The sequence below is a fragment of the Streptomyces chilikensis genome, from assembly GCF_001642695.1.
In the GTDB taxonomy this organism is placed as follows: Bacteria; Actinomycetota; Actinomycetes; order Streptomycetales; family Streptomycetaceae; genus Streptomyces; species Streptomyces chilikensis.
In genome coordinates, this window is sequence record NZ_LWCC02000005.1 from 1,844,297 (window position 1) to 1,869,181 (window position 24,885).

Consider the following 24,885-nt stretch of genomic DNA (forward strand, 5'->3'; position numbering starts at 1 on the left):
CACCCGTCGTGACAGCCCGGCCCCGCCCGCGCACGCAGCGCACCGGCGGCGGCCCCGGGAGGCCGGTGCCCGGGGGAACGCGAAGGCCGCGGCTCCCCCGGGGGAACCGCGGCCTCGTCCGGTCGCGGGAGGGCGCGAGCGCTACTCGCCGGCCTTCAGCGCGGACATCGCACGCGCCGTGACCTCGTCCACCTTGCCGAGCGCCTCGATCGTCACGACCAGGTCCTGCGCCCGGTAGTAGTCGATGATCGGCTCGGTCTGGGTGTGGTAGACCTCCAGGCGCTTGCGCACCGTGTCCTCGGTGTCGTCGTCGCGCTGGTACAGCTCGCCGCCGCAGGCGTCGCAGACGCCCTCGGCCTTCGGCGGGTTGTAGGTGACGTGGAAGACGTGCGCCGAGTCCTTGCGGCAGACGCGCCGGCCGGCGATCCGCTTCACGATCTCGTCCTCGGGGACCTCCAGGTCCAGCACCGCGTCGAGCTTCATGCCGCCCTCGGCGAGCATGCCGTCCAGCGCCTGGGCCTGGGAGACGTTCCGCGGGAAGCCGTCCAGGAGGAAGCCGCCCACGGCGTCCGCCTGCTCCATGCGGTCCTTGGCCATGGCGATGGTGACCTCGTCCGGCACCAGCTCGCCCTTGTCCATGTAGGACTTCGCCAGCTTGCCCAGCTCCGTCTGCTGGCCGATGTTGGCCCGGAACAGGTCGCCCGTGGAGATGTGCGGGATGGAGAGGTTCTCGGCCAGGAACGCGGCCTGCGTTCCCTTACCGGCACCAGGCGGCCCGACGAGGACGATTCGCATCAGCGGAGGAACCCTTCGTAATTGCGCTGCTGGAGCTGGCTCTCGATCTGCTTCACCGTTTCGAGGCCCACACCCACGATGATCAGGATGCTGGTGCCGCCGAACGGGAAGTTCTGGTTTGCCCCGAAACCGGCCAACGCCATTGTCGGCACGAGAGCGATCAGACCCAGGTACAGCGAACCCGGCCAGGTGATCCGGTTGAGCACATAGCTGAGGTACTCAGCGGTCGGTCGGCCAGCCCGGATGCCCGGGATGAACCCACCATACTTCTTCATGTTGTCGGCCACTTCTTCGGGGTTGAAGGTGATGGCCACGTAGAAGAAGGCGAAGAAGACGATCAGCAGGAAGTACATGGCGATGTAAATCGGGTCATCGCCGTCCACCAGGTGTGACTGGATCCACGTCTTCCAGCCGGAGGTGCCGCTGGAGAACTGGGCCACCAGGGCCGGGATGTAGAGCAGCGACGAGGCGAAGATGACCGGGATCACACCCGCCTGGTTGACCTTGAGCGGGATGTAGGTCGAGGTGCCGCCGTAGGACCGGCGGCCGATCATCCGCTTCGCGTACTGGACGGGGATGCGGCGCTGCGCCTGCTCCACGAAGACCACCAGGCCGACCATGACGAAGCCGACCAGCATCACGGTGCCGAACTCGATCCAGCCGTCGGCCAGGGTGCCCTGCTCCTTGATGGCCCACAGGGCGGCCGGGAAGGTCGCGGCGATCGAGATGAACATCAGGATCGACATGCCGTTGCCGATGCCGCGGTCGGTGATCAGCTCACCCAGCCACATGACGACGGCGGTGCCGGCGGTCATGGTGAGGACCATGATGACCGTGATGAAGATGGCGCGGTCCGGGACGATCTGGTTGGCGACGGTGCAGCCGCTGAAGAGCGCGCCGCTGCGGGCGGTCGCCACCAGACCCGTGCCCTGGAGCACGGCCAGCGCGATCGTCAGGTAACGGGTGTACTGCGTGATCTTCGCCGTACCGCTCTGGCCCTCCTTCTTCAGGGCCTCGAGACGCGGGATGACCACGGTCAGCAGCTGCAGGATGATGCTCGCCGTGATGTACGGCATGATGCCGAGCGCGAAGATCGTGATCTGCAGCAGCGCACCACCGCTGAACATGTTGACCAGGCCGAACAGCCCGGAGTTGCCGGACATCTGCTTCACGCACGCCTGGACGGACGTGTAGTCCACGCCGGGAATCGGGATGTGCGTACCGACCCGGTAGACGACGATGATGCCCAGCGTGAAGAGCAGCTTCTTGCGCAGGTCGGGCGTCTTGAACGCCCGGGCGAACGCGGTGAGCACGGTGCCTCCTGCGACCCCCGCGCAACTGCGTCAAGGGTGACGGTCTTGAGGATCGACAAATACCAAACGATGTAACGGGCCGCCGCCGCTTCGAGTGCCCGGTGTTCACGGTGTGAGCACCGGTCGAAGAGTGGCAGTGGAGGTCACCTTACCGGCGACACCAAGCCCTTGAGAACGACCAACCGGGGATACCCCTTTTGTGGGGCATCCCCGGTCGGGAATCGCAGGGTCACACCGGCGCCGGCCGGACATCCCGGGGATGTCCGGCGGCGCCGGAACTCGTCAGACGAGCTCGGTGACCGTACCGCCGGCGGCGGTGATCTTCTCCTTGGCGGAGCCGGAGACGGCGTCGACCGTCACCTGCAGCGCCACGGAGATCTCGCCCTGGCCGAGGACCTTGACGAGCTGGTTCTTGCGGACGGCACCCTTGGCGACCAGGTCGGCAACGGTGACCTCCCCACCCTCGGGGTAGAGGGCGGCGAGCTTGTCCAGGTTCACGACCTGGAACTCGGTCTTGAAGGGGTTCTTGAAGCCCTTCAGCTTCGGGAGACGCATGTGGAGCGGCATCTGGCCACCCTCGAAGCTCTCCGGAACCTGGTAACGGGCCTTGGTGCCCTTGGTACCACGACCGGCCGTCTTACCCTTCGACGCCTCACCACGACCCACACGGGTCTTGGCGGTCTTGGCGCCCGGGGCGGGACGGAGGTTGTGGATCTTGAGCGGGTTCTGCTCCGCCATGATCAGTCGACCTCCTCGACCGTCACGAGGTGGCGGACGGTGTGCACCATGCCGCGGAACTCGGGGCGGTCCTCCTTGACGACCTGCGTGTTGATGCCCTTGAGACCAAGGGAACGCAGGGTGTCGCGGTGGTTCTGCTTGCTGCCGATGTACGACTTAACCTGGGTGATCTTCAGCTGCGCCATCACGCACCCGCCCCGGCTCGCGCACGGAGAAGAGCCGCGGGAGCGACGTCCTCGAGGGGCAGACCACGGCGGGCCGCGATCTCCTCGGGACGCTGCAGGCCCTTGAGGGCCTCCACGGTCGCGTGCACGATGTTGATCGCGTTGTCGGAGCCGAGCGACTTCGACAGCACGTCGTGGATACCGGCGCACTCGAGCACGGCACGCACCGGACCACCGGCGATCACACCGGTACCGGGGGACGCGGGCTTGAGCAGCACGACGCCGGCAGCCTTCTCACCCTGGATGGGGTGCGGGATGGTGCCCTGGATGCGGGGGACCTTGAAGAAGTGCTTCTTGGCCTCCTCAACGCCCTTGGCGATGGCGGCCGGCACCTCCTTGGCCTTGCCGTAACCGACACCCACGGTGCCGTCACCGTCGCCCACCACGACCAGCGCGGTGAAGCTGAAGCGACGACCACCCTTCACAACCTTGGCGACACGGTTGATCGCGACAACGCGCTCAACGTAAGCGGTCTTCTCGGCGGCAGCTGCGCCGCCGTCACGGCCCTTCCGGTCCCGCCGCTCGCCGCCACCGGCACCGCTGCCGCGGCGCTGGGGTCCAGCCATTGGAATTACCTCTCTCTGTTTCCGCTAGCTTCGCTACGGAACCGGCTCAGAACTTGAGACCGGCTTCGCGGGCGGCGTCCGCCAGGGCCGCGATGCGGCCCGCGTACCTGTTGCCACCACGGTCGAACACGACAGCCTCGACGCCCGCGGCCTTGGCACGCTCGGCGACCAGGGCGCCGACCTGCTGGGCCTGGGCGGACTTGTCGCCCTCGCCGCCGCGGATCGAGGTGTCCAGGGTGGACGCCGACGCAAGGGTGTGACCCTTGATGTCGTCGATCACCTGGGCCACGATGTGGCGGTTCGAGCGGGTCACGACGAGACGGGGACGCTCGGCGGTGCCGGAGATGTTCTTGCGGATCCGGATGTGCCGACGCTTGATGGCGGCGCGCTTGTAGGCGTCGCCCTTCAGGATCTTCTGCCCGTATGCCATGGGTTACTTACCCGCCTTTCCGACCTTGCGGCGGATGACTTCGCCCTCGTACTTGACGCCCTTGGCCTTGTACGGGTCGGGCTTGCGCAGCTTGCGGATGTTCGCCGCGACCTCGCCGACCTTCTGCTTGTCGATGCCCTCGACCTGGAAGCGGGTGGGGGTCTCCACCTTGAAGGTGATGCCCTCGGGCGCCTCGACGGTGATCGGGTGCGAGTAGCCGAGCGCGAACTCGAGGTTCGAGCCCTTGGCCGCCACGCGGTAACCGACACCGCTGATCTCGAGCTTCTTCACGTAACCCTGGGTCACGCCGGTGATCATGTTCGCCACCAGCGTGCGGGACAGGCCGTGCAGGGCCTTGTTCTGACGCTCGTCGTTGGGGCGGGTCACCTGGAGGGTGCCGTCCTCGCCCTTGACGATCTCGATCGGCGCCACGACGGTGTGGGTCAGAGTGCCCTTGGGGCCCTTGACCGTGACCGTACGGCCGTCGATGGTGACGTCCACGCCGGCGGGAACCGCGATGGGGAGCTTGCCGATACGCGACATAGCTGTATCTCGTTCCCTTCCGTTACCAGACGTAGGCGAGGACTTCCCCACCCACGCCCTTCTTGCCGGCCTGCTTGTCGGTCAGGAGACCGTGCGACGTGGAGATGATCGCCACGCCGAGGCCGCCGAGGACCTTGGGCAGGTTGGTGGACTTCGCGTACACCCGGAGACCGGGCTTGGAGATCCGCTTGATGCCCGCGATGGAGCGCTCGCGGTTCGGGCCGAACTTCAGCTCGAGGACGAGGTTCTTGCCGACCTCGGCGTCCTCGACCTTCCAGCCGGTGATGAAGCCCTCCTGCTGGAGGATCTCCGCGATGTGCGACTTGATCTTGGAGTGCGGCATCGACACCGTGTCGTGGTATGCCGAGTTCGCGTTACGCAGACGCGTGAGCATGTCTGCGATCGGATCAGTCATGGTCATGAATTGGCCTTAGGCCTCTCTCGCCGGGGTTTCCTGGTGCGCCATCCCTCTCCCCGATCCGAGACGGGACGGGTGCGGCGCGGTGGACCTACGGCGTAGTAAGCGTCTAGAAGCGGGACCGTGCCCGCGGACGGCCGGGCACGGCAAGCGCCCAACCACACCAGCCTAAGCCATGTGTGGCGGGTCGCCTGCCGGACCGGCCTGCTTACCGAGAGCCCGGGAACCCCAAATAGGGGATTACCAGGAGCTCTTGGTCACGCCCGGCAGCTCGCCACGGTGAGCCATCTCACGGAGGCACACGCGGCAGAGGCCGAACTTGCGGTACACGGAGTGCGGACGGCCGCAGCGCTGGCAGCGGGTGTACGCGCGCACACCGAACTTGGGCTTGCGAGCAGCCTTCGCGATCAGAGCCTTCTTCGCCATCTCGCTCACGCCTCCTTGAACGGGAAGCCGAGGTGACGGAGGAGCGCACGGCCCTCAGCGTCGTTGGCAGCCGTGGTCACCACGGTGATGTCCATGCCTCGGGTGCGGTCGATCTTGTCCTGGTCGATCTCGTGGAACATGACCTGCTCCGTGAGACCGAAGGTGTAGTTGCCACGGCCGTCGAACTGCTTGGGGGACAGGCCGCGGAAGTCGCGGATGCGCGGGAGCGCCAGCGACAGGGTGCGGTCCAGGAACTCCCACATGCGGTCGCCACGGAGGGTGACGTGGGCACCGATCGGCTGACCCTCACGCAGCTTGAACTGCGCGATGGACTTGCGGGCCTTGGTGACGGCCGGCTTCTGACCGGTGATCGTGGTGAGGTCGCGGATGGCGCCCTCGATCAGCTTGGAGTCGCGGGCGGCGTCGCCCACACCCATGTTGACCACGATCTTGACGAGGCCGGGAACCTGCATGACGTTCTCGTACTTGAACTCGTCACGCAGCTTGCCCGCGATCTCCTCGCGGTACTTCGTCTTCAGACGCGGAGTGGTGGTAGCCATCAGATGTCCTCACCCGTCCGCTTGGCAACGCGGATCTTGTTGCCGTTCTCGTCGAAGCGGTAACCGACGCGGGTCACGACCTTCTGGCCGTCCTTCTCCACGACGAGCTGAACGTTGCTCACGTGGACCGGAGCCTCGACGGTCACGATGCCGCCGGCCTGGTTCGGGCCGGCCTTCGTGTGCTTCTTGACCCGGTTGACACCCTCGACCAGGACGCGGTTCTCGCGGGGGAAGGCCGCGACGACCTTGCCCTGCTTGCCCTTGTCCTTGCCGGTGATGACCTGGACCAGGTCGCCCTTCTTGATCTTCATGCTCACAGCACCTCCGGCGCGAGGGAGATGATCTTCATGAACTTCTTCTCGCGCAGCTCACGGCCCACGGGGCCGAAGATACGGGTGCCGCGAGGGTCGCCGTCGTTCTTCAGAATGACGGCGGCGTTCTCGTCGAAGCGGATGTACGAGCCGTCCGGACGGCGGCGCTCCTTGACGGTGCGAACGACGACGGCCTTGACGACGTCGCCCTTCTTCACGTTGCCACCGGGGATCGCGTCCTTGACGGTGGCAACGATGACGTCACCGATGCCCGCGTAGCGGCGACCGGAGCCACCGAGCACACGGATGCAAAGGATCTCCTTCGCACCAGTGTTGTCGGCGACACGCAGTCGCGACTCCTGCTGGATCACGTCTATCTCCTGATCGTCTGCCGGTTCCCTCCGGAGCAGTGCCGGAGAGCCTGGCGGAACTCACCCGCGGGAGATCCCCGCGGGAATTTACTTGGCCTGAGAGGCGGGGAACCGGGCCGGGGGGCGTGCCCCCCGGCCGGTCAGCTGGGGCGTGAGCCCTCGCTTACTTCGCCTTCTCGAGGATCTCGACGATGCGCCAGTGCTTGGAGGACGACAGCTTCCGGGTCTCCATCAGGAGGACGCGGTCACCGACGCCGGCAGCGTTCTGCTCGTCGTGCGCCTTGTACTTCTTCGTACGGCGGATGACCTTGCCGTACAGAGCGTGCGTCACGCGGTCCTCGACGGCGACGACGACGGTCTTGTCCATCTTGTCGCTGACGACCAGACCCTCGCGGGTCTTGCGCGCGTTGCGCTCGGTGCTCTCTTCAGTCACGTTGCTCTCGCTCATGCGTTCTCCACCGACTCGATGCCGAGCTCACGCTCACGCATGAGGGTGTAGACCCGGGCGATGTCCTTGCGGACCGCCTTCAGACGGCCGTGGTTCTCGAGCTGTCCGGTCGCCGCCTGGAAGCGGAGGTTGAACAGCTCTTCCTTGGCCTCGCGGAGCTTCGCGAGAAGCTCCTCGTTGCCCAGCTCGCGCAGCTCGGACGCCTTGGTACCGGCCGACATCACGCTTCACCTGCCTCGCGCTTGACGATCCGGCACTTCATCGGCAGCTTGTGGGCCGCACGGGTCAGCGCCTCACGGGCGATCTTCTCGTTGGGGTAAGACAGCTCGAACATGACCCGACCCGGGTGCACGTTCGCGACCCACCACTCCGGAGAACCCTTACCGGAACCCATGCGGGTCTCGGCGGGCTTCTTGGTGAGGGGGCGGTCCGGGTAGATGTTGATCCAGACCTTGCCGCCACGCTTGATGTGGCGGGTCATCGCGATACGAGCGGCCTCGATCTGGCGGTTGGTGACGTACGCCGGCGTCATGGCCTGAATGCCGTACTCGCCGAACGCAACCGTCGTACCGCCCTTGGCCATACCGCGGCGCTTGGGGTGGTGCTGCTTGCGGTGCTTGACCCTACGGGGGATCAGCATGGGTCAGCTCTCCTTTCCAGCAGAGCTCGGCTCGGCGGCAGCGCCCGCGGGAGCCTCGGCCGGCTTGGCCTCGGCCGCCGCGGCGGACTGCTGCGGCTTGCGACCGCGACCGCCACGCTCGCCACCACGGCCACCGCGGGCCGGGCGGTCGTTGCCACCACGGGCCGGGCGGTTGCCGGCACGGGCGGCGGCGTTCTCGGCGCGGACCTCGGCGATGTTCTTGACGTCGCCCTTGTAGATCCAGACCTTCACACCGATGCGGCCGAAGGTCGTCTTGGCCTCGAAGAAGCCGTAGTCGACGTTCGCGCGGAGCGTGTGCAGGGGCACACGGCCCTCGCGGTAGAACTCCGAGCGGGACATCTCGGCGCCGCCGAGGCGGCCACCGCACTGGATCTTGATGCCCTTGGCGCCGGCCTTCATCGCCGACTGCATGCTCTTGCGCATGGCACGGCGGAAGGAGACGCGGGAGGAGAGCTGCTCGGCGACGGCCTGGGCCACGAGCTGAGCGTCCGTCTCGGGGTTCTTGACCTCGAGGATGTTCAGCTGGACCTGCTTGCCCGTGAGCTTCTCGAGGTCGCCGCGGATGCGGTCGGCCTCGGCGCCACGGCGGCCGATGACGATGCCCGGACGAGCGGTGTGGATGTCCACACGCACGCGGTCACGGGTGCGCTCGATCTCGACCTTGGAGATGCCGGCGCGCTCCATGCCGGACGTCATCATCCGACGGATGGCGACGTCTTCCTTGACGTAGTCCTTGTACAGCTTGTCGGCGTACCAACGCGACTTGAAGTCGGTCGTGACACCGAGCCGGAACCCGTGCGGGTTTACCTTCTGGCCCATTACCGGGTTCCTTCCTTGCTGCTGACGACCACGGTGATGTGGCTGGTCCGCTTGCGGATCCGGTAGGCGCGGCCCTGGGCGCGCGGACGGAACCGCTTCAGGGTCGGGCCCTCGTCGACGTACGCCTCGGAGACGTACAGGCTCGACGGATCGGTGTGGTCGTAGTTGTGCGCGGCGTTGGCGATGGCGCTGTCCAGCACCTTGCCGACCGGCACGCTCGCGGCCTGCGGGGCGAAACGCAGGACCGCCTGAGCCTCCGTGGCATCCATGCCACGGATAAGGTCCACCACGCGGCGGGCCTTCATGGGCGTGACGCGGATGTACCGCGCCTGGGCCCTGGCTTCCATGGTTGTCCCTTCAGTGTCTGTCATGGTCTTTCACAGCCCCGCTTAGCGGCGCTTCGACTTCCGGTCGTCCTTGACGTGACCCCGGAAGGTGCGCGTCGGCGAGAACTCGCCGAGCTTGTGGCCGACCATGGACTCGGTGACAAACACCGGGATGTGGGTCTTGCCGTTGTGCACCGCGATCGTGTGGCCGAGCATGGCCGGGACGATCATCGAGCGACGGGACCAGGTCTTGATGACGTTCTTGGTGCCGGCTTCGTTCTGGACATCCACCTTCTTCATGAGGTGGTCGTCGACGAAGGGCCCCTTCTTGAGACTACGCGGCATCTAAACCCGCTCCTAGCGCTTCTTGTTCGTCTTGCGGCGGCGGACGATGTACTTGTTCGACGCCTTCTTGGGCGAACGAGTACGACCTTCCTTCTTGCCCCACGGGGAGACGGGGTGACGGCCACCGGAGGTACGGCCCTCACCACCACCGTGCGGGTGGTCGACCGGGTTCATGACGACACCACGGACGGTCGGGCGAACGCCCAGCCACCGCTTGCGGCCGGCCTTGCCCCAGTTGATGTTGCTCTGCTCGGCGTTGCCGACCTCGCCGACGGTGGCGCGGCAGCGCACGTCGACCAGGCGGATCTCGCCGGAAGGCATGCGGAGGTGGGCCATCGAGCCCTCCTTCGCGAGCAGCTGCACGGAGGCACCGGCGGAGCGGGCGAACTTGGCGCCGCCACCGGGACGGAGCTCGATCGCGTGGATCGTGGTACCGACCGGGATGTTGCGGAGCGCCAGGTTGTTGCCCGGCTTGATGTCGGCCCCGGGACCGGCCTCGACGCGGTCACCCTGCTGCAGGTTGCGCGGCGCGATGATGTAGCGCTTCTCGCCGTCGGCGTAGTGCAGCAGCGCGATGCGCGCGGTGCGGTTGGGGTCGTACTCGATGTGCGCGACCTTCGCGGGCACGCCGTCCTTGTCGTGACGACGGAAGTCGATCACGCGGTAGGCGCGCTTGTGGCCACCACCCTGGTGGCGAACGGTCACACGACCGGCGTTGTTACGGCCGCCCTTGCTGTGCAGGGGGCGGACCAGCGACTTCTCCGGCGTGGACCGCGTGACCTCGACGAAGTCGGCGACGCTGGAGCCACGACGGCCCGGAGTCGTCGGCTTGTACTTGCGGATACCCATTTCTCAGTCCTCGTCCGATATTCGGACGATCCGACGCCCTTAGGCGGTCGGACCGCCGAAGATGTCGATACGGTCGCCCTCGGCGAGGGTCACGATCGCGCGCTTGGTGTCGGGACGCTTGCCGAACCCGGTGCGGGTCCGCTTGCGCTTGCCCTGGCGGTTGATCGTGTTGACCCCGGTGACCTTGACCGAGAAGACCGACTGCACGGCCTCCTTGATCTGGGTCTTGTTGGCCCGCGTGTCGACGACGAACGTGTACTTGTTCTCGTCGATGAGCGCGTAGCTCTTCTCCGACACGACCGGCTTCAGCAGCACGTCACGGGGGTCCGTGTACGCCTTGCTGGCCGGGGTGACGACGGTGTTCTTGCCCTCGGCGGCGTGGCGGCGCGCCTTGGCGACGCGCGCGGCCTTGGCGGCCTTCGCAGCCTTGGAGGCGATGCTCGGGTGACGCGTAGCCATCAGGCCTCGCTCCCTTCGGTGACGGCCTGGCCGCCGGACACGAAGGACTCGAACGCGGCCTGGGTGAAGACCACGTCGTCCGAGACGAGAACGTCGTACGTGTTCAGCTGGCCCGGCTCCAGGATGTGGACCTGGGGCAGGTTGCGGGCGGACAGCCACGCGGCCTCGTCGGCACGGTCGACGACCAGGAGCAGGTTCTTGCGCTCCGAGATCTTGCCGAACAGCGACTTCGCGGCCTTGGTGGAGGCGGCACCCTCGACCACGCCGGAGACGACGTGGATGCGGTTGTGGCGCGCCCGGTCGGTGAGGGCGCCACGCAGGGCGGCGGCCTTCATCTTCTTGGGGGTCCGCTGCGAGTAGTCACGCGGCACGGGACCGTGCACGACGCCACCACCGGCGAACTGAGGCGCGCGGGTCGAGCCCTGACGGGCGCGGCCGGTGCCCTTCTGGCGGTACGGCTTGCGGCCACCGCCACGGACCTCGCCGCGGGTCTTGGTCTTGTGCGTGCCCTGACGGGCAGCGGCCAGCTGCGCGACGACGACCTGGTGGATCAGCGGAACGCTGACCTTGGCGTCGAAGATCTCCGCGGGGAGCTCGACGGTACCGGCCTTGTCGCCCGCCGGCGAAAGGATGTCAACAGTGCTCATCGGTTACCTCAGGCCCCCTTGGCCGCGGTGCGGACCAGGACGAGGCCGCCGTTCGGACCGGGAACCGCGCCCTTGATGAGCAGCAGACCCTTCTCCGCGTCAACGGCGTGGACGGTCAGGTTCTGGGTGGTGACCCGCTCGTTGCCCATGCGACCCGCCATGCGGAGGCCCTTGAACACACGGCCCGGGGTGGCGCAGCCACCGATGGAACCGGGAGAGCGGTGCTTGCGCTGGGTGCCGTGACCGGCGCCGAGGCCCTTGAAGTTGTGACGCTTCATGACACCGGCGAAGCCCTTGCCCTTGCTCTTGCCGGTCACGTCCACCTTGACGCCGGCCTCGAACACCTCGGCGGTGATCTCCTGGCCGAGGGTGTACTCGGAGGCGTCCGAGGTACGGATCTCGACGAGGTGGCGACGGGGAGTGACGTCGGCCTTGGCGAAGTGGCCCTTGAGGGGCTTGTTCACCTTGCGCGGGTCGATCTCGCCGAAGGCGATCTGGACCGACTCGTAGCCGTCGGTGTCGTTCGTACGGACCTGGGTCACGACGTTCGGAGCGGCCTTGACGACGGTGACGGGGACGACGCGGTTGTTCGCGTCCCACACCTGCGTCATGCCGAGCTTCTCGCCCAGGATGCCCTTGATCTGCTTAGCCATTCTCAGATCACCGGCCTTCAGAGCTTGATCTCGATGTCGACACCGGCCGGGAGGTCGAGTCGCATCAGGGAGTCAACGGTCTTCGGCGTCGGGTCGAGGATGTCGATCAGGCGCTTGTGCGTGCGCATCTCGAAGTGCTCGCGCGAGTCCTTGTACTTGTGCGGCGACTTGATGACGCAGTACACGTTCTTCTCAGTGGGCAGCGGCACCGGGCCCGCGACCGACGCACCAGTGCGGGTCACCGTCTCGACGATCTTCTTCGCCGAGGAGTCGATGACCTCGTGGTCGTAGGCCTTGAGCCGGATGCGGATCTTCTGTCCCGCCATGGCTACTCAGTAGTCCTGTCTCTAGTAACGCTCCGGAACCCGGTGGGTTTTCGGAAACCTCTTCACCTTCTTCGCCGACCCACGCGGTCGGGCGTGTCGCGCTCCCGTCGATATGAAGTCCCGAACCGGGATTCCCTACCAGGGGGAGTGCGGCTCACCGCCGCGGGACCGGGAGCGGAAGGCCCACCGGGCGCCTGGCCGGTGTCGCGTCCGCACTTCCCGGAAGATTCCCGTACTTCCAGCCCGCGCGGGGCTGACGAGTACTGTGGGACTCGCTTCCGGTCCTCCCGGCGGGAGGCGTGCGACATCAACACTCGACCGAGCAACTTGGCTAGTGTGCCATATGGCGCAGGACCCTGGCCAATCGGGCGGAAGAGAGTACCCGGCGCGACCGGCACGTCAAACCCAAGGGCGCCGTGTCGCCGACGGTGAGCACGAAACCGCAGGTCAGCGAGGTTCCATCCGGTACGCGCCGTGGTCCTCCGGGCGCTCCGGCGACCCGCCCCGCGCCGCGTCGCGCAGGCTCCGGCGACCGCTCCCCCGAAAACGACTGCGGAATGTGGCGCGAATCATGCCCGGCCGTGCGGGACCGGACACTCCGGAGGGCCGACCACGTCCCGGCCGTGCGCGCGGTGCAGTGCGGCGAGGGTCTCGACCAGGGCGGCGGCGGCCGCGGGGTCCAGGGGCGCCAGGAAGTCCCTGTCCACCCGTTCACGCGCCCGCTCCGCCTCGGCCAGGGTGCGTTCGCCGACCGGCGTCAGGGTGACCACGTTGCGCCGGCGGTCGCGGTCGCTGCGGCGGCGCTCCACGTACCCCTTCTCCTCCAGCGCGTCGACCACCCCGACCATGCTGGTGCGGTCCAGGCCGATCCGTTCGGCGATCTCCATCTGCGACGACTGCCGTCCGCCCGCCTCGATGGCGGCCATGACCCCCAGCTCGCGCGGGTGCAGCCGATAGGGCGCGAGCGCCTCCGCCATGCCGGCGGCGAGGCGGGCGTGGGCCTGCTTGAGCAGGTAGCCCAGCCGGTCGGCCAGGGGGTCCGGAAGAGGCGCGTCCTTCATGGAATAAGGGTATCGACGCCTGATGTTCAGCGATACTGACGATTCGACATACTGACGATGGGCCCCGCCGACGACGGCCCCACCGGCGACAGCGCCTCACCGACGACCCCAAGGAGCGACGTCCGCGACATGAGCGATGCCTCTTCCCCCCCTTCCTCCACCTCCCCCGCCTCCCCCGGGGCGATACGGACCGCGTCGCCCGCCGCGCCCGGCGGGCCGGGCGACGCGGCCGACCCCCGCCGCTGGTGGGGTCTGGTGGTCATCGCCCTCGCCCAGCTGATGGTGGTGCTCGACGCGACGATCGTGAACATCGCGATGCCCTCCGCCCAGAAGGCGCTGGGCATCGGCGAAGGCGACAAGGCGTGGATGATCACCGCCTACACCCTCGCCTTCGGCGGCCTGCTGCTGCTCGGCGGCCGGATCGCCGACCTGGTGGGCCGCAAGCGCACCTTCGTCATCGGCCTGGTCGGGTTCGCCGTCGCCTCCGCGATCGGCGGAGCGGCCCAGACGCCCGGCATGCTCTTCGCGGCCCGGGCGCTGCAGGGCGTCTTCGGCGCGCTGCTCGCCCCCTCGGCGCTCTCCCTGATGACCACGACCTTCACCGACCCGCGCGAGCGGGGCAAGGCGTTCGGCATCTACGGCGCGCTGGCGGGGGCGGGCGGCGCGATCGGCCTGCTGCTCGGCGGCGTCCTCACCGAGTACCTCGACTGGCGCTGGTGCCTCTACGTGAACATCCCCATCGCCCTGGTGGCGGTGATCGGCGCCTCGGTGCTGCTGCACGACCGTCCCGGCCACCGCGAGGCCCGGCTGGACGTGCCCGGCGTGCTGCTCGGATGCGGCGGTCTGGTCGCCGTCGTGTACGGCTTCTCCGAGGCCGAGGCGCTGGGCTGGGGCGACTCCGAGGTGCTGGCCCTGCTGATCGGCGGCGCGCTGCTGCTGGCCGGCTTCGTGCTCTGGCAGACCAGGACGGCCACCCCGCTGCTGCCGCTGCGGGTGCTGGCCGACCGCGACCGCGCGGGCAGCTTCCTCACCATGGGACTCGCCACCGTCGGCATGTTCGGCCTGTTCCTCTTCATGACGTACTACCTGCAGGGCATCCTCGGGTACTCCCCCGTGAGGACCGGCCTGGCCTTCCTGCCGATGTCCGCCGCGATCATGATCGGCTCCACCCAGATCTCCGCCCGCCTGCTGCCGCGCACCCCGCCGCGGCTGCTGATGGTCCCCGGCATGCTGCTCGGCGCGTCGGGCCTGGCCCTGCTCACGTTCCTGGAGGTCGACTCCGCCTACGCGACGCACGTCCTGCCGGGCATGCTGCTGCTCGGCCTCGGCATGGGCCTGACCTTCATGCCGGTCTTCTCCACCGCCACCTCCGGCGTCCGCCCGCAGGACGCGGGCGTCACCTCGGCGATGGTCAACACCTCGCAGCAGGTGGGAGGTTCGCTGGGCACCGCGCTGCTCAACACCCTCGCGGCGTCGGCGACCGGCACCTACGTGGACGCCCACCTGACCGGTGGCGCCGACCGGGCACGGGTCCTGCGCGAGGGCATGGTGCACGGCTTCACCCAGGCCCTGTGGTGGGGCGTCGGCGCGATGCTGCTCGCCGCGCTCGTCGCGGGCCTGCTGGTCACCGCCGGCCCGGCGGCCCGGGGCCACCAGGCTCCGGCGGGCGGCCACTGAGCCGCCCGGCGTTCCCGCGCGCCCCGCTACCAGGACCCTCCGCCGTCACCGCCACCACCACCGCCGCCGTCACCTCCGCCACCGCCGCCGCCGTCCCCTCCGTGCCCACCGGACGACGAGCCGCCGGAGCCCGCGGAGGACGCGAACCGGCTGCTCGCGGCGGCCGTGGCGGCGGGGAGGTGGCGGGTGAGCGTCACCAGGTCGCCGTCGCGGCGGCGGGAGCCCTCGGCCCAGGAACCGGCGAGTCCGAGGGCCACCGCCCACGGCGTCGCACGGTCCGTGCGGGGGGTGGCGGGGTCGGCCAGATGGCGGCGGTACGCCTCGGTGGCGAGCCGGAGCCGGGAGCCGCGCGGCGTGCGGGCACGGAGGTGCCGGGCGAGGACCACCAGGGCGAGGCCGGCGCCCGCCGTGCAGGCCCATCCCGCGCGGGCGTCCGCGACCGCGGTCAGGGCGACACCGGCGAGCGCCGCCGCGCCGCCCACCCACAGGGCGGCCCGGTGGAGGACCGCGCCCCGCGGCGTCCACAGGCCGTCCCCGCCGGCGGCCCGCCACTCCTCGAGACGGGTGCGCAGCAGCTTCCACGCGGCGGCGAAGTCACGGTGGTACCGGTCCAGGCGTATCCGGCCGGGGCGGGCGAAGAGCACGTCCAGGACCTCCGCGGCGAAGGCGTCGGCCGCCCGGCCGGGGCCGTCGGGACGACGGGCGCCCCGGCGGAGCACCGGCCTCCTGCGGCCGGAGATGGTCAGCGTGCCGTCCTGTGAGGCGGACATCAGCCAGGCCACGCGGTGCTCGTCGCGCACCCGCCCGGCGAGCAGTATCCCGGCCTGCGCCGGGGTGAGCCCTTCGGGCGGGACCGGGGAGGGCTTCACCACGGCGGCCGGACGGAGCGGGACCGCCCGGCGCGATCCGCCGCCCGGGACCCCGGCCCGGTCGCGCCCGGCCGACAGGACCACCGCCGCCACCAGCAGGGCGGCGACGGCGGCGGACGCCGCGGCCACCGCTCCCGCCCGCCGGGCGCCGCCGCTCCCCTCCGCCGCGAGCGGGACGTCCGGCTCCACGGGCGGGGGCGCCGCGCCACCGGGCAGTGCCCCGCCCACCTCGGCGCGGACCGTGACGCCCTCCCCGGCGTCCAGGCCGGAGAGGTCCACGGCCAGCGTGCCGGGCGACGCCTGCCGGACGGCGCACGGCGCGGGGGCGCCGGAGCCGTGGGGCTCGCAGCCGGCCGCTTCCAGCACGGCCGGGGCGGTGACCCGGGCCTGGAGGCGCTCCACCGGCACCTCCCAGCCCAGGCCGGTCACGTCCCAGGTCAGTCCCGCCCCGCCGGCCACCATGCCGGGCACCGTGTAGGTGAGGCGGTAGCGGTGCACCCCGGTGAGCGTCTCCTCCGGGTCGCCGATCCGGACGCGGACGGCGGCGCCGCCGGCGACGGTCCCGAAGGTGACCGGCGCCCCGTCGAGGGTGGCCGTCACGTCCCGCGGCCGCCCGGCCCCGGTCACCGGAAGGCGGCGGTGGATGCCGTGCCGGTCCTCGCCCGCGAAGTCGTAGTCGATCACCTCGGTGATCCGCACGCTGTCGTCCGGGGCGAGCTCGGCGGCCGACCAGTGCAGGCGCACCCGCTCCCCCGGTCCTTCGAGGAGGGCGCCCAGCAGGCCCGCGAGCCCCACCAGGAGCACCCCCGCCAGCAGGAGCACGGCGTCCCGCCGCCTCCCGCTCCCCGGTCCCGGCGTCATCGAGGCCCTCCCTTCCGTGGCCCGTGATCCCCGGTGCACGGCCCGCACTGCCGGGAGCGTATCCGTGCACCGCGGCGATCAGGTTTGCCCCCGCCCGGATCCGCCCACCCGGCCAGGGTGACGAGCGGAAGGAGAGTGACCGCATGACCACGCTCAAGGTCGAGGAGATGCTCGACGCCTACCCCGCCGCCCTCGGCGGTGTGGACCGCGACAAGCTCGTCGCCTGCGTAGAGGAGTGCGTGTCCTGTGCCCAGGTGTGCACGGCGTGCGCGGACGCCTGCCTGTCCGAGGAGATGGTCGACGAACTGGCCAAGTGCGTCCGCTCCGACCTGGACTGCGCCGACGTCTGTGCCACCACGGCCTCCGTGCTCTCCCGCCGCACCGAGTACGACGCCGGCGTGACCCGTGCCCTGCTCACCGCGTGCGCCGCCGCGTGCAGGGCGTGCGGGGAGGAGTGCGCCCATCACACCGAGCACGACCACTGCCAGGTCTGCGCCGCGTCGTGCCGCTCCTGCGAGGACGCCTGCGAGGCCCTGCTCGCCTCACTGGGCTGAGGACCCGCCGCACCGCGCCGGGGCCCGCCGCCCGGGTCGGGGTGCGCGGGCGGGTCCCGCACGGCAGGGCGCCCCCGCCGGAGGGATGGAAGCCCCGGCGGGGGCGCGGCGCACCGGCGGGGTCAGGGGCCCGCCGGTGCGGTCCCCCGCGTGCGGGGGAGTCGGGGTGGACGGTGGTCCGAAGCGGCCGGCACGTCCCGTCAGGCGACCCGCTGCCACAGGGCCGGCACGTTCGGCGGCTCCCAGCCGCCCTGCGCCTGGTGCTGCTGCAGGCACCGGTAGGTCGCGCCGTCGTAGGTGACGGTGGCGCCCGGCTGGTAGACGGTGCCCGGCGCCCACGTGGTGGTGCCCGGGTCGGGCGGAGTGGTCGGCGGCGTGGTGGGCGGCGTGGTCGAGCCCGCGGTCTTCAGCGTCAGCCCGTACGAGGAGAGGATCGGGTTGACCGGGTAGTAGTAGGTGGTGCCGCCGGAGGAACAGTTGCCGCTGCCGCCGGAGGTGACGCCCTGGGCCTGGCTGCCGGAGACGAACGAGCCGCCGGAGTCGCCCGGCTCGGCGCACACCGAGGTGCGGGTGACGCCGGAGACGGTGCCCTCGGGGTAGGTGACGCTCGTGTTGTGCTGCTGGACGGTGCCGCAGCGCCAGCCGGTGGTGGAGCCGGAACGGCAGACCGACGCGCCCACGACCGCCTGCGTGGAGCCGGCCACCTGCTGGCCGGAGCCCACCACGGTCGCGGTCGCCGTCCAGTTGGAGTTGACCGCCACCCAGGCCATGTCCCGCCCGGGGAAGGTGGAGCCCTGGAAGGTGCCCTGGGCGACCTGGTTGTACCCGGAGGTCGACCGGCCGACCGTGCCGCAGTGGCCCGCCGTCACGAAGCCCTGGGTGGTGGACCGGGTGACCGGGAAGCCGACCGAGCACCGGCCGCCGCCGCCCATGTGGTACGCGTCGCCGCCGCGCAGGTCGTGGTAGGTGCGCGGGCGCTCCCCGGTCCGCACCACCTCGACGGCCGCCGGGTCCACGCCGGCCGCCGCGACCAGCTTCGCGGCGGCGGCCGGGTCGACGGCCTCGACGACCACCTTGTTGCGCGCCGGGTCGACGTAACGGACCGGGGCGTCCAGTGCGGGGACCGTCCGGGCGGCCCGGTCGAGCCGGTCCCTGTCCGCCTCCAGCTCTCCCAGCGAACGGTCCACGACGACGGCCCGGGCGCCGGCCCGCTCGATGGCGGCGACGTCCGAGCGGGCGGTGGTGGCCACCGTGAGGGTGCCCGAGTCCGCGCCGCCCACCCAGGAACCGGCGTGGCGGGCGCCGAGTTCCAGGCTCAGCCGGCCGAGCGTGACGCCGGCCTGCGCCTCGTTGACCAGGCGCCGCTCCGCCTGCCCGGCGGTCAGGCCGAGGTCGCGCCGGAGCGCCTGCAGCAGCCCGGCCGGGGCCCGGCCGGCCCGGAGGGTCTCGGCGGCGGACGGGACGTCGGGGCCGGACGGCACGGTCGGCCGGGCGGCGGCGGTGCCGACCAGGCCGGACAGCACCAGGGTGCTGGCGGCGAGCAGGGCCGCCGTGCCGGCGGCCCGGTGGATCTTGGGCATGGGGTCTCCTACGGGTGGGAGGTGGAGCAGGAGCCGTGCGGAGGGCTTGGCGCTGCCGAGACCGTACGGGCGCCCCGCGCGTCCGCGTCAGCCTCCGGCCGACCCCCTCCCCCGGAGCTATGGATCTCCCGCTCCCCCGGTGGGCGCGACCGCCGCGGAACGGCTCACGCCCCGCCCGTGTCCGCCCGTTCCAGGGCGTCGGCGTGGGCGGCCCGCGCCTGTGCGAGGACCAGGTCGACGGCCGGGGCGGGCTGCGCCGCGCCCTGCCACCCCAGCAGGTGCCGCCAGGTGAGCGGGGTGCTCGCCAGCGGGCGGGTCACGATGCCCGGCGCCGGCGGGAACGTCGCCCGCGCCAGCCCCAGCGCCCGCCCCACCTGCACCAGGTGCACGACGGACGAGGTGTCCGTCTCGTACAGGCTCCGCGGGGTGAAGCCGGCCCGGGTGCAGGCCGCGGAGAAGCAGTCCGCGAAGCAGCCGTCCCCCGGCACCGCCCCCCAGTCCTCGTCGGCCAGCTCGGCCAGGTCGATCTCCGCGCGCCCCGCCAGCGGATGGGTGGCCGGCAGCATCACGTGCACGGCGTCCACGGCGATCTCCCTCCAGGACACCTGCGGCGCCGCCGGCGGATGCGCCGACCCGCACACCCCGACGAGCGCGAAGTCGATCCTCCCGTCGGAGACCCGGGCGGCCAGTTCCCGCTCCGACCAGGTCGTGGTGGTGGACACCGGCACGCCGGACGCCGCGTCGGACAGCCGGGCGAGCAGGCCGCCCAGCAGCGGCCCGTGGGTACCGCCCAGCCGCAGGCGCCGCAGGCCGGAGCGGGTGCGGGCGAACAGCGCCGCCTCCTGCTGGAGTTCCGCCACCGCCGGCAGGACGACGCGGGTCCGTGCCAGCACCAGCTCGCCCAGCGGCGTCGCCCGTACCCCGAACCGTCCGCGCTCGAAGAGCGTCCCGCCCAGCGTCCGCTCGATCCTCTTGAGCTGCGCGCTCAGCGTGGGCTGGGACAGTCCCAGTGCCGTCGCCGCGCGGGTCAGACTGCCCGCGTCGGCTATCTCCCTGATCACTCTCAGATGCCGCAACTCCAGCTCCATGCAGGGAGCTTGGAGCTCGGACAGGGCCGATGCAAGGGCCGCGGCAGCGCCCGCGTGCGCCCGCGCCCGGCGCGTCGCACCGGAGGAGGTCCCGTACGGCAGGGCGCCCCCGCCGGAGGGATGGAGGACTCCGGCGGGGGCGCGTCACCGGCGGGCGGCGCGGGGTGAAGAGGTGCCCGCCGGAGCCGGTCCCCCCGCCGCGTCGACCGGGCGGGGGGAGGATGCGGGCCTCAGCGGCCCGCGCGGGTCAGTCGCGGCCCTCGGCCAGCTCCTGACGCACCGCCCAGTAGGACGGCTTGGGGGCGTAGGACTCGTCGTAGATGTTGGCCGAGCCCTCGCCCGCGAAGACGTCGGGCACCCACGAGTACTGGTCGGCGAAGCCCCAGATGGTGAACGAGGTGCACTTCCTCTGGTCGAGGCAGGCGTCCAGCATGCCGCGGAAGTAGTCGGCCTGGAGGTTCAGCTTGGCCTCGTCCATCGGCATCACGCCGCGCACGTCGACCTCGGTGAAGGAGGACTCCACGCCCAGGTCGGCGAAGCGCTGGAGGTTCTGCGGGATGTCGCCCGGGAAGCCGTACTGCGTGCTCAGGTGGCCCTGGATGCCGAAGCCGTCCACCCGGATGCCCTGGGCGCGCAGGTCCTTCACCAGGTTGTGGTAGGCGGTGGACTTCGCGTTGACGCCCTCGACGTTGTAGTCGTTCACGTACAGCTTCGCGTGCGGGTCGGCCTGCTTGGCCCAGCGGAAGGCGTCCGCGATGTAGGACGGGCCGAGCTGCTGGTACCAGAGGGACTGGCGGTAGCTGCCGTCCTCCTCGAAGACCTCGTTGACGACGTCCCACTGGTAGATCTTGCCCTTGTAGTGCTTGGCGACCGTGGTGATGTGCTCGCGCAGGATCTGGCGCAGCTCGTCCTTGGTGATCGAGCCGTCGGCGACACCCTCGGTCAGCCAGGCCGGGAGCTGGTTGTGCCAGAGCAGCGTGTGACCGCGGACCTGCTGGCCGTTCTGCTTGGCGAACCGCATCAGGGCGTCGCCCTGGCTGAAGTCGTAGACGCCGCGCTCGGGCTGCAGGGTCTCCCACTTCATCACGTTCTCGGCGGTCAGCGAGTTGAACTCACGGGCCGTGATCTTGCGGTACGTCTTGTCCTCGGCCAGCGCGTCCATGTTGACGGCGGTGCCGAACAGCAGGTCGGCGCGGGCGGCCAGGGACTTGAGCGGAGCGCCCTTGGGGTGGTGGTACGCGTCGGCCGGGGCGGCCTGCGCGGAGGTGACGGCGCCGGTGAACAGCAGCGCCCCGCTCGCCATGGCGGCGGCGGCAGCACGGAGGTGCTTCATTGCGGTCCTCTCGATGGTGCTCGGTATCGGTGGTGCGTGTATCGGTGGTGCGTGGTGGCGCTGCGGGTGGTCGCGCCGCCACCGGGGTCGCCTGCCCCCGCGCGGGGGCAGGCGGCGGTGGGGAGGAGGGGAGGAAGGGGCGCCGGACCTCCCCAGGCCGACGCCCCTGGTCTCAGCGGACCCGGTGGCTCTCCACCGGGCCGAGGTAGGTCTCCGGCAGCCCGCCGGTGTCGACGATCAGCCGCTGCAGGACGACGGTCGGGTCGACCATCCAGAACCGCAGCCGGTGGACACCGGCCCTGGCGACCGTGTGCACCGACGAGGTCCGGTTGACGTTGTCGGAGGTGTGGCGCGCCCAGCGCCTGTTGAGCCCGCCGTCGTCCGGGCCGGTGGCCGCGATGAAGTCGACGGTCTGCGGGGCCTGGTCGTCGAAGGACACGGCGTACCGCAGGCCGGGGCGGCCCAGCGTGGGGTTGCGCGGGGAGACGTGGGCCCAGACGGTGACCTCGCCCGGGGTCAGCAGGGTGACCTCGTACTCCAGGTACGGCGCGCCGTCGCCCGGGGTCTGCGCGGGCGCGGTGACGGGCACCGGGGACATGCCGGCGGGGGCGCGGCCGATCCTGTCGATCCGCAGCCAGTCGACGCCGTCCGCGCCGACCGCGCGGGAGTGGTGGTGGGCGTCGACGGCGACGTACCCGCCGGCCTCGACGAAGCCCTTGAGGCCACGCCGCGGGACCCGGTCGGAGAGCGCCTTCACGGTCACCGTGCGGCCCGCGCCCTCGACGGTCAGCTCGGCCTCGCCGCGGCCGGACGGCGCGCGGTCCCAGTCGACGGACACCGTCAGCCGGACCTGCTTGCCGACCGTGCCGCGGGTGCGCTCCACCCGCAGCCAGGGCGCCGACGAGGTCACCCGGTAGCCGAAGGGACGCGAGCCCCGGTTGAAGATCTCGACGTACACGTCGTCACCGGTGCGGTACGGGCTGAACTCCGGCAGCACCGCCGGACCGGCCGCCCGCGGCCACCAGTCCTGCGAGCCGGCAACCGCCACGCCCATCTCCGCCGTGTCCGGCAGCTCGATGCGCCGGACCTTCGGGAAGATCTCGTCCTTGATCGCCACGTTGTCCAGCTCCGGCTGCTGCCAGCCGGCGTTGGGGCCGTAGCGCTCGACGTCGCCGTAGCCGATGTGCGGCTGGAGCTGGAAGTCCTTCCACTTGCCGCCGGCGATCTCCTTGTTGAAGACGTCCTGCAGGCGGAAGTCCTCCTGGAGCGCGGCCTCGGCCTTGTCCGCGAGCTCGTTGGTGAGGGCGCGGCCCTGGCGGGCGTAGAGGATGTTGGTGAACTCGGCCTCGCGCAGGCGGTACACGTTGGCCGTGGCCGCCACGTTGTAGCCGACCAGCTCGAACCAGGCGTCCTGGGCGGAGGCCGGGAGCTTCCGGCCGATCCGGGCGGCGTCCCTGTCCAGCTCCCGCCACGCCCGGGTGACGCGCTGCAGCTCGCCGCCGTGGAAGGGCGTCTGCTGGTCGTCGTACACGACCGCGCTGTCGTCCTCGGCGATGTCCTTGGCGGGGTCCAGGGTGATCCGGCGGTTGAGCAGTTCCGGCTTGCGCAGCTGCTGGAGGTGGGCGTACCGGGAGAGGATCCCGGCGATCGCCTCCGCGTGCTCCTCGCCGAAGTGCAGCTCCGCGTAGCGGCGTTCCCACTCCGGTATGTTCTCCAGCTCCCAGCGCGCCGGGTCCCAGGCGTAGTCCATGAAGAACTGGGTGGGGACCTCGTTGCCCTTGAGGTCGCCGACGTTGGTCATCCACAGGCCGTGGTTGCCGTAGGCGACGGCCTGGTGGAGCTGGTCCCACATGTTCGGCAGCGACGTGGTGTCGACCCACTTGTAGTTGCGGCCGGCCCCGACGTAGTCGAAGTGGTAGTACAGGCCGTACCCGCCGGAGCGCGCCGGCTCGGCCGGGTCCGGGTGCATCCGGAGGTTGCCCCAGTTGTCGTCGCAGAGCACCACCGTCACGTCCTCGGGAGCGCGCAGGCCGCGGCTCCAGTAGCGCTGGACCTCCTTGTAGAGGGTCCACACCTGCGGCACGGCGGTCTCGGAGCCGAACACCTCGGCGATGATCCGCCGCTGGGTGGCGATGATGTCCTCCATCAGCTCGATGCCGTCGCCGTCCGGCAGGCTGACGTCACCGTTGCCGCGCATGCCGAGGGTGACCACGCCCTCGAAGCCCTCCCTGCGCATCCGCTCGATGCCCTCGCGCCAGTAGGCCTCGACGGCGGCGCGGTTGCGGCGGAAGGACCACTCGCCGGTGCCGCCGTACGGGTCGCTGCCGGGGGTGGTGACGTTGCCCGCGGAGTCGCGGACGGCGGGCTTGGCGTGGCGGTTCCACTCCTCGATGCCGCGCATCATCGGAGCCTCGTGGGAGGTGCCCATGACGACGCCGTAGGCGGCGGCGCGGGCGTGGTTCTCCGGGTCGTCCTCGGCGAACGCCCGGCCCCACACGGCAGGCCAGAGGTAGTTGCCCTTCAGGCGGAGGAGGACCTCGAAGACCTTCTCCCAGAACTTCGCGTTGAATCCGCCCGGGAAACCGGGCGCCTTGCCCTCGCCGAAGAACTGCGGCGCCCAGGTGCCGAGGTTGGGGTTCTCGTCGTTGATGAAGACGCCGCGGTAGCGGACCTTGGGGGTGCCCTGGGTCCAGGAGCCGGCCTTGACGTAGATCTCCCGGCGGCGCACCGGCTCGACGTCGTCCCACCAGTACCAGGGCGAGACCCCGATGCCGTGGCTGACGTCGTACGCGCCGAAGATCGTGCCGCGCTGGTCGCTGCCGACGATCACCAGGGCGCGGTCCACGCCCGGCGCCGGCCGCTCGACGACGGTCTGCTGGGAGGTCTCCCACTTGCCGCGGATCGCGGACACGTCCAGCTTCCCGGACGCCACCAGCCGGTCCACCAGGGCGCTGCGGCCCAGGGTGCCGACGATGACGACCTCACGGGCCGAACCGGCCCGCGCCGCCGGCTTCACGCCGGAGACCCGCCGGACGTCCGCGCGCAGGTCCTCGGCCACCCGGACCACGCCGGCGTGGTCGTCCTCGTCCACCAGCACGGGGGCGGCGTGGCCGCCGCGCACCAGCGGGAAGGCGCCCCGCTCGGGCCGGAAGACCACGTAGGCCCCGGAGTCGGTGCGGCGCGGCCCCCCTCCGGCCGCGCCGCGCTCCGCGTCCCCCTGGGCCGCGTACGCGGTCCCGGCGGCCGACGGAAGGGCCACCAGGCCCGCGGCCGCACCGGTCCCCGTGCCCAGAACGGATCTACGGCTGACGTGTCCGCGCATGGCTCACCCACTCCTCGGCTGATTTTGGTAACCGGCCTGACAAATGCTGGGGCAGCAGTGTGGGCACGACAATGGGTCGTCACCAACGAAAACTTTCGCTACGCGAACACCACCGGGAACATCCGGAAATCACCTACGCAAACACCCGCCCGGAACGCTCCCGCACCGCGGGGACGGGCACCCGGAGGAGGGCGGATTTCCGAAAACGCGGAGGGCCCGCACGAAAGTCGTGCGGGCCCCTCGCCCTCGCGCGGCCCCGCGGAGGACACGCGCGAGGGCCGGAGATACGCCGAAGGGCCCGCACGACGCGAT

At 70.7% G+C, this 24,885-nt stretch carries 31 protein-coding genes; 2 read left to right on the plus strand and 29 right to left on the minus strand.

The genetic code is table 11. The annotated features are described in order from the left end of the window. Positions 1-141 precede the first annotated feature (141 nt). The 24 genes from A2U95_RS08190 to A2U95_RS08305 form a co-directional block, all read right to left on the minus strand. Entirely contained in the window at positions 142-795 is a 654-nt protein-coding gene (locus A2U95_RS08190) for an adenylate kinase (RefSeq protein ID WP_166021528.1), read from the minus strand. Beyond that, complete coding sequence (secY, locus tag A2U95_RS08195; protein ID WP_166021529.1) at positions 795-2,108, minus strand: preprotein translocase subunit SecY; 1,314 nt, start codon at positions 2,106-2,108, stop codon at positions 795-797. The genes A2U95_RS08190 and secY overlap by 1 nt, the downstream gene beginning before the upstream one ends. A gap of 282 nt (positions 2,109-2,390) precedes the next feature. Continuing rightward, complete coding sequence (gene rplO, locus A2U95_RS08200; RefSeq protein ID WP_166021530.1) at positions 2,391-2,846, minus strand: 50S ribosomal protein L15; 456 nt, start codon at positions 2,844-2,846, stop codon at positions 2,391-2,393. A 2-nt stretch (positions 2,847-2,848) separates the two neighbouring features. Then, positions 2,849-3,031 carry a 50S ribosomal protein L30 gene (gene rpmD, locus A2U95_RS08205; protein WP_003974250.1) on the minus strand — a complete coding sequence of 61 codons (183 nt, stop codon included), beginning with the start codon at positions 3,029-3,031 and terminating at the stop codon, positions 2,849-2,851. Further along, positions 3,031-3,636 (minus strand): 30S ribosomal protein S5, encoded by a 606-nt coding sequence (gene rpsE, locus A2U95_RS08210; protein ID WP_019753099.1) that lies wholly within the window; start codon positions 3,634-3,636, stop codon positions 3,031-3,033. The genes rpmD and rpsE overlap by 1 nt, the downstream gene beginning before the upstream one ends. Positions 3,637-3,682: 46 nt before the next feature. Next, entirely contained in the window at positions 3,683-4,066 is a 384-nt protein-coding gene (gene rplR, locus A2U95_RS08215) for a 50S ribosomal protein L18 (protein ID WP_166021531.1), read from the minus strand. 3 nt (positions 4,067-4,069) lie between these two features. After that, positions 4,070-4,609, minus strand: coding sequence for a 50S ribosomal protein L6 (gene rplF / locus A2U95_RS08220; RefSeq protein WP_166021532.1), 540 nt, complete (start codon positions 4,607-4,609; stop codon positions 4,070-4,072). Between the two features lie 22 nt (positions 4,610-4,631). Beyond that, positions 4,632-5,030 carry a 30S ribosomal protein S8 gene (gene rpsH, locus A2U95_RS08225; protein WP_006130772.1) on the minus strand — a complete coding sequence of 133 codons (399 nt, stop codon included), beginning with the start codon at positions 5,028-5,030 and terminating at the stop codon, positions 4,632-4,634. Between the two features lie 237 nt (positions 5,031-5,267). Then, positions 5,268-5,453, minus strand: coding sequence for a type Z 30S ribosomal protein S14 (locus tag A2U95_RS08230; RefSeq protein ID WP_003956452.1), 186 nt, complete (start codon positions 5,451-5,453; stop codon positions 5,268-5,270). Between the two features lie 5 nt (positions 5,454-5,458). Further along, positions 5,459-6,016, minus strand: coding sequence for a 50S ribosomal protein L5 (rplE, locus tag A2U95_RS08235; protein WP_166024943.1), 558 nt, complete (start codon positions 6,014-6,016; stop codon positions 5,459-5,461). Then, on the minus strand, positions 6,013-6,324 hold the full coding sequence (gene rplX / locus A2U95_RS08240) for a 50S ribosomal protein L24 (protein WP_108954809.1): 312 nt from the start codon (positions 6,322-6,324) through the stop codon (positions 6,013-6,015). The genes rplE and rplX overlap by 4 nt, the downstream gene beginning before the upstream one ends. 2 nt (positions 6,325-6,326) lie before the next feature. Further along, complete coding sequence (rplN, locus tag A2U95_RS08245; protein ID WP_055718836.1) at positions 6,327-6,695, minus strand: 50S ribosomal protein L14; 369 nt, start codon at positions 6,693-6,695, stop codon at positions 6,327-6,329. A 163-nt stretch (positions 6,696-6,858) separates the two neighbouring features. Then, positions 6,859-7,143 (minus strand): 30S ribosomal protein S17, encoded by a 285-nt coding sequence (gene rpsQ, locus A2U95_RS08250; RefSeq protein WP_166021533.1) that lies wholly within the window; start codon positions 7,141-7,143, stop codon positions 6,859-6,861. Then, entirely contained in the window at positions 7,140-7,364 is a 225-nt protein-coding gene (gene rpmC / locus A2U95_RS08255; RefSeq protein WP_108954811.1) for a 50S ribosomal protein L29, read from the minus strand. The genes rpsQ and rpmC overlap by 4 nt, the downstream gene beginning before the upstream one ends. Next, the gene (gene rplP / locus A2U95_RS08260) at positions 7,364-7,783 is read right to left on the minus strand and encodes a 50S ribosomal protein L16 (RefSeq protein WP_005313579.1); all 420 of its coding nucleotides are present in this window, start codon (positions 7,781-7,783) and stop codon (positions 7,364-7,366) included. Before rplP ends, rpmC begins: the two co-directional genes overlap by 1 nt. A 3-nt stretch (positions 7,784-7,786) precedes the next feature. Further along, positions 7,787-8,623: a 30S ribosomal protein S3 gene (rpsC, locus tag A2U95_RS08265; RefSeq protein ID WP_166021534.1), complete on the minus strand. Its 837-nt coding sequence runs from the start codon at positions 8,621-8,623 to the stop codon at positions 7,787-7,789. After that, positions 8,623-8,970: a 50S ribosomal protein L22 gene (gene rplV / locus A2U95_RS08270; RefSeq protein WP_166021535.1), complete on the minus strand. Its 348-nt coding sequence runs from the start codon at positions 8,968-8,970 to the stop codon at positions 8,623-8,625. The genes rpsC and rplV overlap by 1 nt, the downstream gene beginning before the upstream one ends. Before the next feature lie 42 nt (positions 8,971-9,012). After that, a complete protein-coding gene (rpsS, locus tag A2U95_RS08275) occupies positions 9,013-9,294 on the minus strand; it encodes a 30S ribosomal protein S19 (protein WP_108954814.1) in 282 nt (93 codons plus the stop codon). Between the two features lie 12 nt (positions 9,295-9,306). After that, positions 9,307-10,143 (minus strand): 50S ribosomal protein L2, encoded by an 837-nt coding sequence (gene rplB, locus A2U95_RS08280; protein WP_151771773.1) that lies wholly within the window; start codon positions 10,141-10,143, stop codon positions 9,307-9,309. Between the two features lie 39 nt (positions 10,144-10,182). Then, positions 10,183-10,602, minus strand: a complete 420-nt coding sequence (gene rplW / locus A2U95_RS08285) for a 50S ribosomal protein L23 (RefSeq protein ID WP_166021536.1) — start codon at positions 10,600-10,602, stop codon at positions 10,183-10,185. After that, on the minus strand, positions 10,602-11,249 hold the full coding sequence (rplD, locus tag A2U95_RS08290; protein ID WP_166021537.1) for a 50S ribosomal protein L4: 648 nt from the start codon (positions 11,247-11,249) through the stop codon (positions 10,602-10,604). Before rplD ends, rplW begins: the two co-directional genes overlap by 1 nt. An 8-nt stretch (positions 11,250-11,257) precedes the next feature. Then, positions 11,258-11,902: a 50S ribosomal protein L3 gene (gene rplC / locus A2U95_RS08295; RefSeq protein ID WP_166021538.1), complete on the minus strand. Its 645-nt coding sequence runs from the start codon at positions 11,900-11,902 to the stop codon at positions 11,258-11,260. Positions 11,903-11,919: 17 nt separating this feature from the next. Then, positions 11,920-12,228, minus strand: a complete 309-nt coding sequence (rpsJ, locus tag A2U95_RS08300) for a 30S ribosomal protein S10 (protein WP_003948644.1) — start codon at positions 12,226-12,228, stop codon at positions 11,920-11,922. A gap of 569 nt (positions 12,229-12,797) precedes the next feature. Beyond that, entirely contained in the window at positions 12,798-13,289 is a 492-nt protein-coding gene (locus tag A2U95_RS08305) for a MarR family winged helix-turn-helix transcriptional regulator (RefSeq protein ID WP_166021539.1), read from the minus strand. A gap of 129 nt (positions 13,290-13,418) precedes the next feature. Between A2U95_RS08305 and A2U95_RS08310 the strand changes: the two genes are divergently transcribed. After that, a complete protein-coding gene (locus tag A2U95_RS08310; protein ID WP_166021540.1) occupies positions 13,419-14,966 on the plus strand; it encodes an MFS transporter in 1,548 nt (515 codons plus the stop codon). A 26-nt stretch (positions 14,967-14,992) separates the two neighbouring features. Here the strand turns inward: A2U95_RS08310 and A2U95_RS08315 are convergent, their stop codons facing one another. Further along, positions 14,993-16,696: a DUF2207 domain-containing protein gene (locus A2U95_RS08315; protein ID WP_166024945.1), complete on the minus strand. Its 1,704-nt coding sequence runs from the start codon at positions 16,694-16,696 to the stop codon at positions 14,993-14,995. A 143-nt stretch (positions 16,697-16,839) separates the two neighbouring features. On the opposite strand from A2U95_RS08315, the gene A2U95_RS08320 reads away from it, so the two are divergent. Next, positions 16,840-17,250 carry a four-helix bundle copper-binding protein gene (locus tag A2U95_RS08320; protein WP_166021541.1) on the plus strand — a complete coding sequence of 137 codons (411 nt, stop codon included), beginning with the start codon at positions 16,840-16,842 and terminating at the stop codon, positions 17,248-17,250. 200 nt (positions 17,251-17,450) lie between these two features. Here A2U95_RS08320 and A2U95_RS08325 read toward each other — a convergent pair whose 3' ends face one another. From A2U95_RS08325 to A2U95_RS08340, 4 genes are all read right to left on the minus strand, one after another. Beyond that, on the minus strand, positions 17,451-18,830 hold the full coding sequence (locus A2U95_RS08325; RefSeq protein WP_166021542.1) for a carbohydrate-binding protein: 1,380 nt from the start codon (positions 18,828-18,830) through the stop codon (positions 17,451-17,453). Positions 18,831-18,994: 164 nt separating this feature from the next. Continuing rightward, positions 18,995-19,918: a LysR family transcriptional regulator gene (locus tag A2U95_RS08330; protein ID WP_166021543.1), complete on the minus strand. Its 924-nt coding sequence runs from the start codon at positions 19,916-19,918 to the stop codon at positions 18,995-18,997. A gap of 247 nt (positions 19,919-20,165) precedes the next feature. Continuing rightward, positions 20,166-21,251, minus strand: coding sequence for an endo-1,4-beta-xylanase (locus A2U95_RS08335; RefSeq protein ID WP_166021544.1), 1,086 nt, complete (start codon positions 21,249-21,251; stop codon positions 20,166-20,168). A gap of 172 nt (positions 21,252-21,423) precedes the next feature. Continuing rightward, complete coding sequence (locus A2U95_RS08340; RefSeq protein WP_166021545.1) at positions 21,424-24,573, minus strand: glycosyl hydrolase 115 family protein; 3,150 nt, start codon at positions 24,571-24,573, stop codon at positions 21,424-21,426. Between the last annotated feature and the right edge of the window lie 312 nt (positions 24,574-24,885).

Excerpts from the sequence above, each read along its gene's own strand:
- A2U95_RS08335 (WP_166021544.1), bottom strand. The coding sequence starts at position 21,251 with ATGAAGCACCTCCGTGCTGCCGCCGCCGCCATGGCGAGCGGGGCGCTG.
- rpmC (WP_108954811.1), bottom strand. The coding sequence starts at position 7,364 with ATGTCGGCCGGTACCAAGGCGTCCGAGCTGCGCGAGCTGGGCAACGAG.
- A2U95_RS08325 (WP_166021542.1), bottom strand. The coding sequence starts at position 18,830 with ATGCCCAAGATCCACCGGGCCGCCGGCACGGCGGCCCTGCTCGCCGCC.
- rplR (WP_166021531.1), bottom strand. The coding sequence starts at position 4,066 with ATGGCATACGGGCAGAAGATCCTGAAGGGCGACGCCTACAAGCGCGCC.
- A2U95_RS08320 (WP_166021541.1), top strand. The coding sequence starts at position 16,840 with ATGACCACGCTCAAGGTCGAGGAGATGCTCGACGCCTACCCCGCCGCC.
- rplP (WP_005313579.1), bottom strand. The coding sequence starts at position 7,783 with ATGCTGATCCCCCGTAGGGTCAAGCACCGCAAGCAGCACCACCCCAAG.
- rplX (WP_108954809.1), bottom strand. The coding sequence starts at position 6,324 with ATGAAGATCAAGAAGGGCGACCTGGTCCAGGTCATCACCGGCAAGGAC.
- rplF (WP_166021532.1), bottom strand. The coding sequence starts at position 4,609 with ATGTCGCGTATCGGCAAGCTCCCCATCGCGGTTCCCGCCGGCGTGGAC.
- rplO (WP_166021530.1), bottom strand. The coding sequence starts at position 2,846 with ATGGCGGAGCAGAACCCGCTCAAGATCCACAACCTCCGTCCCGCCCCG.
- rpsQ (WP_166021533.1), bottom strand. The coding sequence starts at position 7,143 with ATGAGCGAGAGCAACGTGACTGAAGAGAGCACCGAGCGCAACGCGCGC.
- rpsJ (WP_003948644.1), bottom strand. The coding sequence starts at position 12,228 with ATGGCGGGACAGAAGATCCGCATCCGGCTCAAGGCCTACGACCACGAG.
- rplW (WP_166021536.1), bottom strand. The coding sequence starts at position 10,602 with ATGGCTACGCGTCACCCGAGCATCGCCTCCAAGGCTGCGAAGGCCGCC.
- A2U95_RS08230 (WP_003956452.1), bottom strand. The coding sequence starts at position 5,453 with ATGGCGAAGAAGGCTCTGATCGCGAAGGCTGCTCGCAAGCCCAAGTTC.
- rplV (WP_166021535.1), bottom strand. The coding sequence starts at position 8,970 with ATGGAAGCCAGGGCCCAGGCGCGGTACATCCGCGTCACGCCCATGAAG.
- rpmD (WP_003974250.1), bottom strand. The coding sequence starts at position 3,031 with ATGGCGCAGCTGAAGATCACCCAGGTTAAGTCGTACATCGGCAGCAAG.
- A2U95_RS08315 (WP_166024945.1), bottom strand. The coding sequence starts at position 16,696 with ATGACGCCGGGACCGGGGAGCGGGAGGCGGCGGGACGCCGTGCTCCTG.
- rpsH (WP_006130772.1), bottom strand. The coding sequence starts at position 5,030 with ATGACCATGACTGATCCGATCGCAGACATGCTCACGCGTCTGCGTAAC.
- rplC (WP_166021538.1), bottom strand. The coding sequence starts at position 11,902 with ATGGCTAAGCAGATCAAGGGCATCCTGGGCGAGAAGCTCGGCATGACG.
- A2U95_RS08305 (WP_166021539.1), bottom strand. The coding sequence starts at position 13,289 with ATGAAGGACGCGCCTCTTCCGGACCCCCTGGCCGACCGGCTGGGCTAC.
- A2U95_RS08190 (WP_166021528.1), bottom strand. The coding sequence starts at position 795 with ATGCGAATCGTCCTCGTCGGGCCGCCTGGTGCCGGTAAGGGAACGCAG.
- rplB (WP_151771773.1), bottom strand. The coding sequence starts at position 10,143 with ATGGGTATCCGCAAGTACAAGCCGACGACTCCGGGCCGTCGTGGCTCC.
- A2U95_RS08330 (WP_166021543.1), bottom strand. The coding sequence starts at position 19,918 with ATGGAGCTGGAGTTGCGGCATCTGAGAGTGATCAGGGAGATAGCCGAC.
- rplD (WP_166021537.1), bottom strand. The coding sequence starts at position 11,249 with ATGAGCACTGTTGACATCCTTTCGCCGGCGGGCGACAAGGCCGGTACC.
- rpsE (WP_019753099.1), bottom strand. The coding sequence starts at position 3,636 with ATGGCTGGACCCCAGCGCCGCGGCAGCGGTGCCGGTGGCGGCGAGCGG.
- A2U95_RS08310 (WP_166021540.1), top strand. The coding sequence starts at position 13,419 with ATGAGCGATGCCTCTTCCCCCCCTTCCTCCACCTCCCCCGCCTCCCCC.
- rpsS (WP_108954814.1), bottom strand. The coding sequence starts at position 9,294 with ATGCCGCGTAGTCTCAAGAAGGGGCCCTTCGTCGACGACCACCTCATG.
- A2U95_RS08340 (WP_166021545.1), bottom strand. The coding sequence starts at position 24,573 with ATGCGCGGACACGTCAGCCGTAGATCCGTTCTGGGCACGGGGACCGGT.
- rpsC (WP_166021534.1), bottom strand. The coding sequence starts at position 8,623 with ATGGGCCAGAAGGTAAACCCGCACGGGTTCCGGCTCGGTGTCACGACC.